Consider the following 13690-nt stretch of genomic DNA (forward strand, 5'->3'; position numbering starts at 1 on the left):
CTGAACGGACGTGGCCCTCCCATGAAACGCATCACCGTGATCGACTCCCACACCGGCGGCGAACCGACCCGCCTGGTGACCGCCGGCTTTCCTGACTTGGGCACCGGCAGCATGGCTGAACGCCGCAAGCTGCTCGCCGAACATCACGATCAATGGCGCGCCGCTTGTGTGCTGGAACCCCGCGGCAGCGACGTGCTGGTGGGTGCCCTGCTCTGCGAGCCGGTGGACCCGAGCGCCTGTGCCGGGGTGATTTTCTTCAACAACACCGGTTATCTGGGCATGTGCGGCCACGGCACCATCGGCCTGGTGGCGTCGTTGGCGCATCTGGGCAAGATCAGCCCCGGCGTGCACAGCATCGAGACGCCGGTGGGTACGGTGCAGGCGACCCTGCACGAAGATCATTCGGTGAGCGTGCGCAATGTACCGGCCTACCGTTACCGCAAAGCGCTGGTGTTACAGGTGCCAGATGTCGGCCAGGTGGTCGGCGATATCGCCTGGGGCGGCAACTGGTTTTTCCTGATCGCCGAGCATGGCCTGCGGGTAGCCGGCGACAACCTCGACGCGCTGACCGCTTATACCTACGCCGTGCAGCAAGCGCTGGAGGTCCAAGGTATTCGTGGCGAAGACGGCAGGCTGATCGACCATATCGAGCTGTTCAGCGATGACGATCACGCCGACAGCCGCAACTTTGTCCTCTGCCCTGGCAAGGCTTATGACCGCTCACCGTGCGGCACTGGCACCAGTGCCAAACTGGCGTGCCTGGCCGCGGACGACAAACTGCAACCGGGACAGATCTGGCGCCAGGCCAGTGTCATCGGCAGCGAGTTCGAAGGTTCTTACGAATGGCAGGGCGAGCGCGTTGTGCCGACCATTCGCGGCCGGGCCTTTATCAGCGCCGAAGCCAGTTTGATCATTGAACAGGATGACCCGTTCGCCTGGGGCATTCGTCCATGAACGAGGGCCTTGTGGCCGATGTGATCGTGATCGGTGCCGGCATCATCGGCGCCGCCTGTGCCCAGGCACTGGCCCGTCGTGGCTTGCAGGTGCTGGTGCTGGACGCCGGCCTGCACGGTGCGACGGCGGCGGGCATGGGCCACTTGCTGGTGCTCGACGACAACCCGGCCGAACTGGCCCTGAGTCAACATTCCCTGCAACGCTGGCGCGAACTGGCGCCGGACCTGCCCGACGGCTGCGCTTACCGCAACAACGGCACGCTGTGGCTGGCGGCCAATGCCGAGGAGATGGCGGTCGCCCATGGCAAATACCTGAACCTGAAAGCCCAGGGCGTGGCGTGCGAATTGATTAGTGCCAGTGCATTGCGCCAGCGTGAACCGGAACTGCGCGAAGGTCTGGAAGGCGGTTTGTTGATCAATGGCGACGGCATTCTTTATGCGCCGGCAACGGCCAGCTGGATGCTCGACGCGCCGAACATTCGTCAACGTCGGGCGCGGGTCAGCGCGGTCGATGGCAACCGCGTATGCCTCGATGACGGTCACTGGTTGAGTGCCGAAGCGGTGGTGTTGGCCAACGGCATTCAGGCCAACGAACTGTGCCCGGAGTTGCCCATCGAGCCGAAAAAAGGTCACCTGCTGATTACCGACCGCTTCCCCCGCACCGTCACCCACACCTTGGTGGAATTGGGTTACGTCACCAGCGCCCACAACGCCACGGGGCCGTCGACCGCCTGCAATATCCAGCCGCGCCCCACCGGGCAATTGTTCATCGGTGCCTCACGCCAATTCGGCACCACTGACCCGCAGGTCGAAGGCTGGATGCTGGCGAAAATGCTCAAGCGCGCCGCCGAGTACATGCCAGGGCTGGCCCGACTCAACGGCATCCGCGCCTGGACCGGCTTTCGCGCCGCCAGCCCCGATGGCCTGCCGCTGGTGGGCCAACACCCGCAGCAACAAGGCTTGTGGCTGGCCGTCGGCCACGAAGGGTTGGGCGTCACCACGGCCCCCGGCACCGCCGACTTGCTGGTGGCGCAGCTGTTCAACGAAACCCCGCCTCTGGCCGCACAACCCTATCTGCCCCAGCGTTTTCTCGGAGAACCTGTCTATGCCTGAATTGCTGCTGGACGGCCGCGCCTTGAAGGTGGCCGAAGGCACCAGCGTCGCCGCTGCCCTGGCATTGGGCAGCGACGGCTGCACGCGCACGTCGGTCAGTGGTCAACGCCGGGCACCACTGTGCGGCATGGGCATCTGCCAGGAATGCCGGGTGACCATCGACGGCCGGCGACGCCTCGCCTGTCAGACTTTGTGCCGAGACGGCATGCAGGTGGAGACACGCCCATGAACGAATACGCCGATCTGCTGATCATCGGTGCCGGCCCCGCTGGCATGGCCGCCGCCCTTGCCGCCGCCCCCAGCGGCGCACGCATCGTCATGCTCGATGACAACCCGCTACCGGGCGGACAAATCTGGCGTGACGGCCCGCAAGCCAACGTGCCCGATCAGGCTCGTCGCCTGCGTGAGCGCTTGCAGGCTTGCGGCAACATCCGCCATCACGCCGGCACCCGGGTGATCGCCAGTCCCGGGCCGAAACAATTGCTGGTCGAAGATGATGACGACGGCTGGTTGATCAGTTACGACAAACTGATTCTGTGCACCGGCGCCCGGGAGCTGCTGCTGCCCTTCCCCGGCTGGACGTTGCCTGGCGTGACTGGGGCCGGTGGCTTGCAGGCGCTGATCAAGGCCGGTGTGCCGGTGCAAGGTGAGCGCGTGGTGATCGCCGGCAGCGGCCCGCTATTGCTGGCGAGTGCCGCCACCGCGAAAAAACATGGCTCGCAGGTACAATGCATCGCCGAGCAAGCCTCGCGCATTGCCGTCGCCGGTTTCGCCGCGCAACTGCCGCGCTGGCCTGCCAAATGGTTGCAATCGTTCAGCTTGCTCGACCGCCATTACCGCACCGCGACTCATGTGCTGGCCGCCCTTGGCACTGACCGACTGGAAGGCGTGCGCCTGCAACAGCAAGGCAAAATCGTCGAACTGGAATGTGATCGGCTGGCCTGTGGTTTCGGCTTGATCCCGAACATTCAATTGGGCCAGGCACTGGGTTACGCCATCGAAAGTCAGGCGTTGGCGGTGGATGCCTGGCAGGCCAGTCGCGCCGATCATTATGCGGCAGGCGAATGCACCGGGTTTGGTGGCAGTGAACTGGCGTTGGTCGAAGGTGCAATTGCTGGCCACGCGGCGGTCGGTAACCTTGAAGCGGCCCGCCAATTGTGGCCACGCCGGACACGCTGGCAGGGTTTTGCCAAGGCACTGAATCAGGCCTTCGCCCTCGACCCGCAACTCAAGTCCCTGGCCCGATCCGACACCCTGGTTTGCCGCTGCGAAGACGTGCCTTACGCCGCATTGGCCGGGCACACTGACTGGCGCGAAGCCAAGCTGGCCAGTCGCTGCGGCATGGGTGCCTGTCAGGGCCGAGTGTGTGGCGGTGCGGTGCAGCACCTGTTTGGCTGGCAACCTTCGGCGCCCCGCCCGCCCTTCAGCCCGGCGCGAATTGAGACCTTGATGTGCCTGGACGACACCCCTCCAGCCTGAAACTCCCTCGGGGGTTTCAGCCACGCTGCCGAGCCTCTATGATCCCGGGGTCGCCATCAGACCCCAGCGCCATGTATCCCTCGCTCAGCACCTTCAAACCCTGCGACCTGCCAACGCTGCTGAACAGTCTGCAGCCGATCGCGCCGCTGCTCGATACCCTGGCGGACGTGGTGTTTTTCATCAAGGACCGCGAAGCCCGCTACGCCTTCGTCAACCAGACCCTGGCCCGGCGTTGCGGTTTCAAACATCGCGAGGAGCTGCTGGGGCTCACCGCAGAAATGGTCTTCCCGGAACGCTTCGGCCCGCTGTACACCGAACAGGATCGACGGGTACTGTCCAGCGGCCGCGAACTGTCCGATCAACTGGAGTTGCACCTGTATTACGGTAATCAGCCGATCTGGTGCCTGACCCACAAACTCGCCTTGCAGGATAAACAGGGTCACATCGTGGGCCTGGCCGGGATCTCCCGCGACCTGCAATCACCCCAATCCAACCACCCCGCCTTCCAGAAACTCGCGGCCGTGGATGCGCACATCCGCAGCCACTTCGCCCGCCCCATCAGCCTCGCCGAACTGACCGCCATCGCCGGCTACTCCGTGGCGCAACTGGAGCGTCACTGCAAACGGGTATTCCAACTCACCCCACGGCAGATGATTCACAAGGCGCGCCTGGAAGAAGGGTCGCGGCTGTTACTGCACACCGACCTGCCGATCACCGAGATTGCCCTGCGCTGCGGTTACACCGACCATAGCGCCTTCAGCCGACAGTTTCGTGCGTTGACCAGCCTGTCACCGAGCCAGTTTCGGGATAATCAGCGCTAGGGTCATTAAGGATCGTTCCCACGCTCCGCGTGGGAATGCAGCCTGGGACGCTCCGCGTCCCACCCTCTAAAGCCGAACGCAGAGCGTCCGTTGAGGCATTCCCACGCAGAGCGTAGGGACGATCAACAGGCGATGTTTAATCGACACTTCCAGACACTCACCCAGGCTACACATCCTTGCGCCGTTGCCTATGACTACGCCAGAATCCGCCGGCTTGTGCGCCTTGAGGCCGGGCTCTATCGTTTCCGGGTCGCTGACAAATCAGCGATCGGATTTGACCGTCCGAATCAATCAAGGCGCGCCAGCGTCCAAGACCTAATTCAGGCATTGTCTGAAGTATCGTGTCGCGGTGGCTGTGCGTGGGACACCTTCGGGTGTGCCGGAGTCCTTGATGTCCGGTCGGTCAACCCGCGTACAGCTGCCACCTTGTTCGTTTGACCGCGAACGGCGGTAGCTCCACTCATCAAGGAGCTTCACCATGTTCAAACCAACGCCAAACCCACCGGACACCGACGACGTTTCCCCCTACGAATCCCTCGATTCCAAAAAACTCAACGAAGCCGCCGACCGCGCCCTCGATCACTACCTAAAACCACCCATCCCCAAAGACACCGCGCGCAAACCCAGCACCATTTACCACGTAGGCCCCAAGGTCGATAACGAAACCCTGCTGGTCAACGCCTGCGAATCCCTGGCGTCAGCAAGCATGATGCTCAGTGAGTTCGCCGGGTTGATGGACATGCCACATCGCAACGTGATGTTGGGGATTCAATCGGTGGTCATGCTCGGGGAGCTCGCAGTGAATCGAGTGCTGGATAACCTCGATCCACAAGGCTAACAGACGCACTGATCGTTCCCACGCTCTGCGTGGGAATGCCTCAACGGACGCTCTGCGTTCGGCTTTAGAGGGTGGGACGCGGAGCGTCCCGGGCTGCATTCCCACGCAGAGCGTGGGAACGATCAATATCACAGGAATTGTGAACGACACCGATCACTGTGGGAGCGGGCTTGCTCGCGAAGAGGCCGGTACAGCCACCACAAGGCTCGGTGTCAGACCGCTAAACAAGCACTGTTTAAATGACACTTCCAGACACTCACCCAGGCTACACATCCTTGCGCCGTTGCCTACGACTACGCCAGAATCCGCCGGCTTGTACGCCTTGAGGCCGGGCTCTATCGTTTCCGGGTCGCTGAAAAACAGCGATCGGGTTTCGCAGCCCGGGTCAATCAAGGCGCACAGCGCCACCGTTCCTTTTCAGATGACGTTTTTCGTTCGCTGAATTGCGTTATGGCGGCTGTGCGCGGGAGATCTTCGGGTCTGCCGGGTTCCTTGATTCCCGGTCTGCGAACCTGCGTACAGCTGCCACCTATCTTCGTTTCGCAGCGAACCGTGGCGGCTCCACTAATCAAGGAGCATTACTATGTTTAAAGCCACACCCAATCCCCCGGAAACCGATCCAACCTCCCCCTACGAATCCCTCGATTCCAAAAAACTCAACGAAGCCGCCGACCGCGCCCTCGATCACTACCTCAAGCCGCCCATCCCCAAAGACACCAAGCGCAAACCCAGCACCATTTACCATGTCGGCACCGAGGTCGATAACGAAACCCTGCTGGTTAACGCCTGCGAATCCCTGGCGTCCGCGAGCATGATGCTCAGTGAGTTCGCCGGATTGATGGACATGCCACATCGCAACATGATGTTGGGGATTCAATCGGTGGTCATGCTCGGGGAGCTGGCGGTGAACCGGGTGTTGGATAACCTCGATCCGCGAGGTTAGCGAGGATGATCGTTCCCACGCTCTGCGTGGGAATGCAGCCCGGGACGCTCTGCGTCCCTTCCAGAGCCGAACGCAGAGCGTCCGTTGAGGCATTCCCACGCGGAGCGTGGGAACGATCAGCAGAGCCCGGTGTTCCTTAAAGGGGCGTTCCGCACAACCATTGCTCCCATCTGTAACACCTGCCTTTGCGGGCCCAAGCCTCACTGTGTCACTCCCCCTCCAATTGCGCCACCACAACACATCTACCTCAAGGCCTGACGATTAATTCGCGCTTGCGCCTGGAAATGGGCACGTTGATTGCTATTGTTAATATCGTATACGAAATCCCCAATACGATATCCAACAGCACTTCACACAACGAGGCCTCTATGAAAAACCCCGCATTTGCCGTAGCCCTCAGCGCTGTTCTCAGTACCTCCTTTATCGCCACCGCCCAAGCCGACAAGCTCGACGACATCATCGGTTCGGGCAAGCTGCGCTGCGCCGTGACCCTGGACTTCCCGCCCATGGGTTTTCGCGATGCGGGCAACAACCCGGCCGGTTTCGACGTGGACTACTGCCATGACCTGGCAAAAATCCTCGGGGTCGAGGCCGAAGTGGTAGAGACGCCGTTCCCGGACCGCATTCCGGCGCTGGTCTCCGGCCGGGCCGACGTGATAGTCGCCTCCACCTCCGACACTCTCGAACGGGCCAAGACCGTCGGCCTCACCGTGCCTTATTTTGCCTTCCAGATGGTGGTGCTGACCCGCGACGACACCGGCATCAACAGTTTCGATGACATCAAGGGCAAACCCGTGGGCAACACCAGCGGCACCTATGAGGCCATCGCTCTGGAGAAAGATGTGAAGAACTGGGGCACCGGCAGCTTCCGCGCCTATCAGTCGCAGAACGATACCCTGCTGGCGATCGCCCAGGGCCATATCGACGCCACCGTGGTCACCAACACCGTGGCTGCTGCCACCCTCAAATCCGGCAAATACAAAAACCTGAAAGTCGCCGGTAACGCGCCGTACGTGATCGACTACGTGTCCCTCGGCGCCAAGCGCAACGAGTATGGCCTGCTCAACTACCTCAACCTGTTCGTCAACCAGCAGGTGCGCACCGGTCGTTACAACGAGCTGTTCACCAAATGGGTCGGCACCGAGATTTCACCCACCGACCTGACCGTGCCAAAGGTCTACTACTGAGATGTCCGGCATGCCTGGGTCAATTTCTCTGACCGGTCGCAGCCTGGTCACGGGCGCCGCCGAGGGCGCCCTGCTGTTCGCCGATATCGGCTTGAGTTTCTGGGGCGGGGTCGATCCGTATAGCGGCGAGATCATTGACCGTCACCACCCGCTCAGCGGCGAATTCCTGGCCGGCCGCGTGTTGGCCATCCCCAGCGGTCGCGGCTCGTGCACCGGCAGTAGCGTGTTGATGGAACTGATCAGCAACGGTCACGCACCGGCCGCACTGGTGCTGGCCGAGCCCGATGAGATCCTGACCCTGGGCGTGCTTGTAGCACAGACCATTTTCGAGCGTTCCCTGCCGGTGCTGTGCATCGGCCGGGAGGCCTTCGCCGCCCTGCGCGGCAAGGCCTTCGCTCGGGTCGAGGACACCACACTGAGCCTGTTCGAGCACCCGCCGGGCGATGCCTGGCAGGCACTCGACAGCCCTTTGCCGAGTACCGACATCGCCACCGCGATCGAACTCACCGAACACGACCGGGCGCTGCTCGACGGCCAACATGGCAAGGCCGCGCAGATGGCGATGCAGATCGTTCTGCGCATGGCCGAACTGCAAGGTGCCCGCCATCTGGTGGATGTCACCCAGGCGCACATCGACGGCTGCATCTACACCGGACCGGCAAGCCTGCGCTTTGCCCAACAGTTGGTGCAATGGGGAGCAATAGTACGGGTGCCCACCACTCTCAATTCGATTTCCGTGGACCAGCGCCGCTGGCGCGAGCTGGGCATCGACCCGGCTCTCGGTGAACCGGCCAGTGCCTTGGGCGATGCCTATATGGCGATGGGTGCACAGCTGAGTTTCACCTGCGCGCCCTACCTGCTCGACAGCGCGCCGAAGGCTGGCGAGCAGATTGTCTGGGCCGAATCCAACGCGGTGGTCTACGCCAACAGCGTGCTCGGCGCACGCACCTTGAAGTACCCGGACTATCTGGACATCTGCATTGCACTGACTGGCCGCGCCCCGTTGATCGGCTGCCATCTGGACGCACAACGCAAGGCCCGACTGCAAATCGAGTTGCCCGCCCTGGGTGAACTGGACGACGCCTTTTACCCGCTGCTCGGTTACCACATCGGCGCGCTGGCGGGCAGCCGGATTCCACTGGTGCGCGGGTTGGAAAACCGCCAGCCAAGCCTGGACGACCTCAAAGCTTTCGGTGCGGCATTTGCCACCACATCCGCAGCGCCACTGTTCCATATCGCTGGAGTAACTCCGGAAGCACTCGACCCAACACAGGTGCTGGAAGTGGATGTATCCCTACCCGTGAAAAAAATCCACCTGATCGATCTATTGGTCAGCTGGCGCGAACTCAACAGTGCCCGCGACAACTGGGTGGATGTGGTGTCGCTGGGCAATCCGCATTTCTCCCTCAGCGAGTTTGCCCACCTCGCGCGGCTGTGCCGGGGTCGACACAAACACCCTGACGTGGTCCTCGCCATTACCTGCGGCCGCGCCGTGCTGGAGCAGGCTCGCGAAGCCGGGCATATCGCCGTGATCGAAGCGTTCGGCGCCACCCTGGTCACCGATACCTGCTGGTGCATGCTCGGCGAACCGGTGATTCCGCCGGGCGCAAAAACCTTGATGACCAACTCCGGCAAATACGCCCATTACGCACCCGGCCTGGTGGGCCGCAAAGTGCATTTCGCCAGCATCAAAGAATGCGTCGATGCCGCCTGCAATGCCACCGCCAGCGGGCGCCTGCCGGCGTGGTTACAACCTGCCGCCCTGGAGAGCCCCGCGCATGTTTGACTACAGTTTCCAATGGCGCTCAGCGCTGCGCGCCCTGCCGGACATGCTCGCCGGTGCCTTGGTCACCTTCGAGACTGCGGCGCTGTCGATGATCTTCGGCGTACTGATCGCCCTGGCCCTGACCGTGATGCGCGAAAGCAAAAACCCGCTGCTGCGCGGTATCGGCAATGGCTGGGTATCGATCGCGCGCAACACCCCGTCGCTGTTCCAGATCTACGTCCTCTACTTCGGCCTCGGCTCGCTGGGCATGCATGTCAGTTCATGGCTCGCCCTGCTGGCCGGGATCACCTTCAACAATGCCGGGTATCTGGCGGAGAACTTTCGCGGAGGCCTCAAGGCCGTCCCGAACACACAAGTGCGCGCTGCACGTTCGCTGGGCATGAGCGCCTTTCAGGCCTACCGCATGATCATCGTCCCGCAGTTGCTGCGAATCGTCTTCTACCCGCTGACTAATCAAATGGTCTGGGCGGTGCTGATGACGTCGCTGGGGGTGATCGTCGGGCTGAACAATGACCTGACCGGCGTGACCCAGGACTACAACGTCAAAACGTTCCGCACCTTCGAGTTCTTCGCCATTGCAGCGGTGCTGTATTACCTGATTGCCAAGGCGATCGTCGCGGCAGCCCGGCTGATGGCCTGGCGGTTGTTCCGTTACTGAGGAGTCGTCCATGTTTAATACCGGGTTTTCCTCCAATGACCTGTTGTTCCTGCTCAATGGAGCCTGGGTCACGCTGCAACTGACGTTCTGGTCGATCATGCTCGGCTCCCTCGCCGGCTTGCTCTTCGGCTTACTGCGGGCCCTGTTGCCGCGGGCCAGTTTGCCCCTCGCCTGGGTGCTGGACGTGTTTCGCAGCGTGCCGTTGCTGATCCAGTTTGTGCTGTTCAACTCGCTCAAAAGCATCGTCGGTTTGAACATCAGCGCCTTCAGCGTCGGCTGCATTGTGCTGGGGGTTTATGCCGCCGCGTACTTCACCGAGATCGTGCGCGCTGGCGTGTTGTCGGTGCCGTTCACCGTACGTCGGGCCAGTCGCTCGCTGGGCCTGAGCTTCCTGCAGGACCTGCGCTGGATTGTCCTGCCGATGGCCACCCGGGTGGCTTTTCCCGGCTGGCTGAACCTGGTGCTCGGCGTGATGAAAGACACCGCGCTGGTGATGTGGATCGGCATCGTCGAACTGCTGCGCGCCTCGCAAACCATCGTCACCCGCATCCAGGAACCGTTGCTGGTGCTGTGCATCGCGGGCCTTATTTACTACGTCATGAGCCTGGTGGTCGCACGCCTGGGCGCTCGTCTGGAAAGAAGGTGGCAAGAAAATGATTGAGATCGACAACGTACATAAATCCTTCGGCGACCTCGCCGTGGTCAAGGGTGTCAGCCTGACGGTGAACAAGGGCGAGGTGGTGTCGATCATCGGCGGCTCGGGCTCCGGCAAATCGACCCTGCTGATGTGCATCAATGGCCTGGAACCGATCCAGAAAGGCAGCATCCGCGTCGACGGCGTCGAGGTCCACGACAGCGCCACCGACCTCAATCGCCTGCGGCAGAAAATCGGCATTGTGTTCCAGCAATGGAATGCCTTCCCGCACCTGACGGTGCTGGAAAACGTAATGCTGGCGCCGCGCAAAGTGCTGGGCAAAAGCAAGGCCGACGCCGAGGAACTGGCGGTGCAGCAACTGACTCATGTGGGCCTTGCCGACAAGCTCAAGACCTTCCCCGGGAAGTTGTCCGGCGGTCAGCAACAACGCATGGCCATCGCTCGCGCCCTGGCCATGTCGCCGGACTACATGCTGTTCGACGAAGCCACGTCGGCCCTCGACCCGCAATTGGTCGGCGAAGTGCTGGACACCATGCGCATGCTCGCCGAAGACGGCATGACCATGGTGCTGGTGACCCATGAAATCCGCTTTGCCCGCGATGTCTCCGACCGCGTGGCGTTCTTTCGCAATGGCCTGGTGCACGAGATCGGCTCGCCGGATCAGGTGATTGGTAATCCGGTGCATGCGGAGACTGCGGCGTTTCTGAAATCGGTGAAGTAACTGATGACCCCATCGCGGGCAAGCCCGCTCCCACAGGATTGTTGGTGTATGCAAAATCGTTGGCCAACCCAAATCACTGTGAGAGGTAATTGGTAATCCGGTGCATATGGAAACGGCGGCATTTCTGAAATCGGTGAAGTAGCTGATGGCCCCATCGCGGGCAAGCCCGCTCCCACAGGTATCTGTGTTGGCCACCCATTTTGTGTACACCATCAAACCCTGTGGGAGCGGGCTTGCCCGCGATGAGGCCCTGACAGACGCAACAAGGAGAAGGCAATGCGCTCATCGAAAGTGATTCATGTAGTCAGCTGTCATGCCGAAGGTGAAGTCGGCGATGTGATCGTCGGCGGTGTCGCCCCACCACCGGGCGCCACTGTGTGGGAGCAATCGCGCTGGATCGCCAAGGATCAGACCCTGCGCAACTTCGTGCTCAACGAGCCGCGCGGCGGCGTGTTCCGCCACGTCAACCTGCTTGTGCCGGCCAAGGATCCTCGGGCGCAAATGGGCTGGATCATCATGGAGCCGGCGGACACGCCACCGATGTCCGGTTCCAATTCGCTGTGCGTCGCCACCGTGCTGCTGGACAGCGGCATTCTGCCGATGACCGAACCGCAAACCCGACTGGTGCTCGAAGCGCCCGGCGGCCTGATCGAGGCCGTGGCCGACTGCCGTGATGGCAAGGTCGAGCGGGTAGAAATCAAGAACGTGCCCTCCTTCGCTGATCACCTCGACGCCTGGATCGAAGTCGAAGGCCTCGGCTCGTTGCAGGTCGACACTGCGTATGGCGGCGACAGCTTTGTGATCACCGACGCCGAACGTCTGGGCTTTTCCATTCGTCCTGATGAGGCTGCCGACCTGGTGGCGGTCGGGCTGAAAATCACTCGCGCAGCCAATGAACAATTGGGCTTCGTCCATCCGCTGAACCCCGAGTGGTCACATATTTCCTTCTGCCAGATTGCCGCGCCCATCGTCGTTGAACATGGCATCGCCACTGGCGCCAACGCGGTGGTGATTCAACCCGGCAAGATCGACCGCTCGCCCACCGGCACCGGCTGCTCGGCGCGCATGGCGGTACTGCAGGCCAAGGGCTTGATGCAGGTCGGTGAGCGCTTTATTGGCCGTTCGATCATCAGTTCCGAATTCCACTGCCGCATCGATTCCCTGACCGAAGTGGCCGGACGCCCAGCGATCTACCCGTGCATTTCCGGCCGGGCCTGGATCACCGGCACTCATCAATTGCTGCTCGATCCGAGCGATCCGTGGCCACAGGGCTATCGCTTGTCAGACACATGGCCGGGTGCCTGACGTCGAAGCGAAGAGCTTTTGTGGCTAGGCCAGCTTTTGTGGCGAGGGAGCTTGCTCCCGTTCGGCTGCGCAGCAGTCGTAAAACCAGAGCATCGGTTGTTTCAGACATACCGCGATTACAGCATTGGGGCTGCTGCGCAACCCAGCGGGAGCAAGCTCCCTCGCCACAAAAGCTCTCTCACCACAGGGATTTCACCCCACAAAAAAACCTGACTAATTGAAAAAAACACTAGCCGAATCATCGGCATTTAAAATATCGTATACGAAATACAATTAACGAACCGGAGGCAACAATGAGCAAGCGTATTAACTGGAGTGGCGTCTTCCCCGCGGTGACCACTCAATTCAACGATGACTTCACCATCAACCTGGAAAAAACCCATCAGGTGATTTCCAATGTGATCCGTGACGGCGTATCAGGCCTGGTGGTGTGCGGTTCGGTGGGGGAAAACACCTCATTGACCGCCGAAGAAAAAATCGCCGTGACCGAAGTCGCGGTCGATGCCTCCCGGGGTCGCGTGCCAGTGATCTGCGGCGTGGCCGAGTTCACCAGCGTGCAAGCGGCCAAGGTCGCCAATGCCGTGCGCCGGGTCGGCGTCGACGGCGTGATGCTAATGCCGGCGCTGGTCTACGGCTCCAAGCCGTTCGAGACTGCCGAGCACTACCGCTACGTGGCGAAAAACGCCGACGTACCGCTGATGGTCTACAACAACCCGCCGATCTACAAAAACGACGTCACCCCGGACATCCTGATTTCCCTGGCCGACTGCGACAACGTGGTGTGCTTCAAGGATTCGTCCGGCGATACCCGTCGTTTCATCGACGTGCGCAATGAAGTCGGCGACCGTTTCGTGCTGTTCGCAGGTTTGGACGACGTGGTGCTGGAAAGCATCGCGGTAGGCGCCGAAGGCTGGGTCTCGGGCATGTCCAACGTGTTCCCGAAAGAAGGCGAAACCATCTTCCGCCTGGCCAAGGCCGGTCGCTTCGCCGAAGCCATGCCGATCTACGAATGGCTGATGCCAATCCTGCACCTCGATGCCCGTGCCGACCTGGTGCAGTGCATCAAACTCTGCGAAGCCATCGCCGGTCGCGGCAGCGCGCTGACCCGTCCGCCACGCCTGGCACTGCCGGAAGCCGATCGGGTGTTCGTCGAGCAGATCATGGCCAAGGCCTTGGCCAACCGTCCAGAGTTGCCAGACGTCGGTCTCTGAGTGATTGCCAGGCGGGTCTT

At 61.7% G+C, this 13690-nt stretch carries 14 protein-coding genes; all 14 read left to right on the plus strand.

Annotation, left to right across the window (positions count from 1 at the left end):
- Positions 1-21: 21 nt before the first annotated feature.
- The 14 genes from AB4O41_RS05280 (at position 22) to AB4O41_RS05345 (ending at position 13670) form a co-directional block, all read left to right on the plus strand.
- Positions 22-954 (plus strand): 4-hydroxyproline epimerase, encoded by a 933-nt coding sequence (locus AB4O41_RS05280; RefSeq protein ID WP_460146574.1) that lies wholly within the window; start codon positions 22-24, stop codon positions 952-954.
- Positions 951-2066, plus strand: a complete 1116-nt coding sequence (locus tag AB4O41_RS05285; protein ID WP_460146575.1) for an NAD(P)/FAD-dependent oxidoreductase — start codon at positions 951-953, stop codon at positions 2064-2066. The genes AB4O41_RS05280 and AB4O41_RS05285 overlap by 4 nt, the downstream gene beginning before the upstream one ends.
- Complete coding sequence (locus AB4O41_RS05290; RefSeq protein ID WP_052965270.1) at positions 2059-2295, plus strand: (2Fe-2S)-binding protein; 237 nt, start codon at positions 2059-2061, stop codon at positions 2293-2295. The genes AB4O41_RS05285 and AB4O41_RS05290 overlap by 8 nt, the downstream gene beginning before the upstream one ends.
- Positions 2292-3545, plus strand: a complete 1254-nt coding sequence (locus AB4O41_RS05295; RefSeq protein ID WP_460146576.1) for an FAD-dependent oxidoreductase — start codon at positions 2292-2294, stop codon at positions 3543-3545. Before AB4O41_RS05290 ends, AB4O41_RS05295 begins: the two co-directional genes overlap by 4 nt.
- A 71-nt stretch (positions 3546-3616) precedes the next feature.
- Positions 3617-4366 carry an AraC family transcriptional regulator gene (locus AB4O41_RS05300; protein WP_460146577.1) on the plus strand — a complete coding sequence of 250 codons (750 nt, stop codon included), beginning with the start codon at positions 3617-3619 and terminating at the stop codon, positions 4364-4366.
- 478 nt (positions 4367-4844) lie between these two features.
- Complete coding sequence (locus AB4O41_RS05305) at positions 4845-5204, plus strand: DUF6124 family protein (protein ID WP_460146578.1); 360 nt, start codon at positions 4845-4847, stop codon at positions 5202-5204.
- Positions 5205-5787: 583 nt separating this feature from the next.
- The gene (locus tag AB4O41_RS05310) at positions 5788-6147 is read left to right on the plus strand and encodes a DUF6124 family protein (protein WP_048395046.1); all 360 of its coding nucleotides are present in this window, start codon (positions 5788-5790) and stop codon (positions 6145-6147) included.
- Positions 6148-6515: 368 nt separating this feature from the next.
- The gene (locus AB4O41_RS05315; protein WP_460146579.1) at positions 6516-7334 is read left to right on the plus strand and encodes an ABC transporter substrate-binding protein; all 819 of its coding nucleotides are present in this window, start codon (positions 6516-6518) and stop codon (positions 7332-7334) included.
- Positions 7335-7344: 10 nt separating this feature from the next.
- Positions 7345-9120 (plus strand): cis-3-hydroxy-L-proline dehydratase, encoded by a 1776-nt coding sequence (lhpI, locus tag AB4O41_RS05320; RefSeq protein WP_460146580.1) that lies wholly within the window; start codon positions 7345-7347, stop codon positions 9118-9120.
- On the plus strand, positions 9113-9778 hold the full coding sequence (locus AB4O41_RS05325; protein WP_460146581.1) for an amino acid ABC transporter permease: 666 nt from the start codon (positions 9113-9115) through the stop codon (positions 9776-9778). Before lhpI ends, AB4O41_RS05325 begins: the two co-directional genes overlap by 8 nt.
- A 10-nt stretch (positions 9779-9788) precedes the next feature.
- Positions 9789-10439, plus strand: a complete 651-nt coding sequence (locus AB4O41_RS05330) for an amino acid ABC transporter permease (RefSeq protein ID WP_237881744.1) — start codon at positions 9789-9791, stop codon at positions 10437-10439.
- A complete protein-coding gene (locus AB4O41_RS05335; RefSeq protein ID WP_460146582.1) occupies positions 10432-11154 on the plus strand; it encodes an amino acid ABC transporter ATP-binding protein in 723 nt (240 codons plus the stop codon). Before AB4O41_RS05330 ends, AB4O41_RS05335 begins: the two co-directional genes overlap by 8 nt.
- A gap of 276 nt (positions 11155-11430) precedes the next feature.
- Positions 11431-12459, plus strand: a complete 1029-nt coding sequence (locus AB4O41_RS05340; protein WP_460146583.1) for a trans-3-hydroxy-L-proline dehydratase — start codon at positions 11431-11433, stop codon at positions 12457-12459.
- Between the two features lie 293 nt (positions 12460-12752).
- Positions 12753-13670, plus strand: coding sequence for a dihydrodipicolinate synthase family protein (locus tag AB4O41_RS05345; RefSeq protein ID WP_030132201.1), 918 nt, complete (start codon positions 12753-12755; stop codon positions 13668-13670).
- The last annotated feature ends 20 nt before the right edge of the window (positions 13671-13690 follow it).

The organism is Pseudomonas sp. S2_A02 (assembly GCF_054668495.1).

Bases quoted from the DNA above. Each gene is read 5' to 3' on its own strand.
- AB4O41_RS05295 (WP_460146576.1), top strand. From the start codon at position 2,292: ATGAACGAATACGCCGATCTGCTGATCATCGGTGCCGGCCCCGCTGGC.
- AB4O41_RS05280 (WP_460146574.1), top strand. From the start codon at position 22: ATGAAACGCATCACCGTGATCGACTCCCACACCGGCGGCGAACCGACC.
- AB4O41_RS05285 (WP_460146575.1), top strand. From the start codon at position 951: ATGAACGAGGGCCTTGTGGCCGATGTGATCGTGATCGGTGCCGGCATC.
- AB4O41_RS05330 (WP_237881744.1), top strand. From the start codon at position 9,789: ATGTTTAATACCGGGTTTTCCTCCAATGACCTGTTGTTCCTGCTCAAT.
- AB4O41_RS05310 (WP_048395046.1), top strand. From the start codon at position 5,788: ATGTTTAAAGCCACACCCAATCCCCCGGAAACCGATCCAACCTCCCCC.
- AB4O41_RS05345 (WP_030132201.1), top strand. From the start codon at position 12,753: ATGAGCAAGCGTATTAACTGGAGTGGCGTCTTCCCCGCGGTGACCACT.
- AB4O41_RS05305 (WP_460146578.1), top strand. From the start codon at position 4,845: ATGTTCAAACCAACGCCAAACCCACCGGACACCGACGACGTTTCCCCC.
- AB4O41_RS05315 (WP_460146579.1), top strand. From the start codon at position 6,516: ATGAAAAACCCCGCATTTGCCGTAGCCCTCAGCGCTGTTCTCAGTACC.
- lhpI (WP_460146580.1), top strand. From the start codon at position 7,345: ATGCCTGGGTCAATTTCTCTGACCGGTCGCAGCCTGGTCACGGGCGCC.
- AB4O41_RS05325 (WP_460146581.1), top strand. From the start codon at position 9,113: ATGTTTGACTACAGTTTCCAATGGCGCTCAGCGCTGCGCGCCCTGCCG.
- AB4O41_RS05290 (WP_052965270.1), top strand. From the start codon at position 2,059: ATGCCTGAATTGCTGCTGGACGGCCGCGCCTTGAAGGTGGCCGAAGGC.
- AB4O41_RS05340 (WP_460146583.1), top strand. From the start codon at position 11,431: ATGCGCTCATCGAAAGTGATTCATGTAGTCAGCTGTCATGCCGAAGGT.
- AB4O41_RS05300 (WP_460146577.1), top strand. From the start codon at position 3,617: ATGTATCCCTCGCTCAGCACCTTCAAACCCTGCGACCTGCCAACGCTG.
- AB4O41_RS05335 (WP_460146582.1), top strand. From the start codon at position 10,432: ATGATTGAGATCGACAACGTACATAAATCCTTCGGCGACCTCGCCGTG.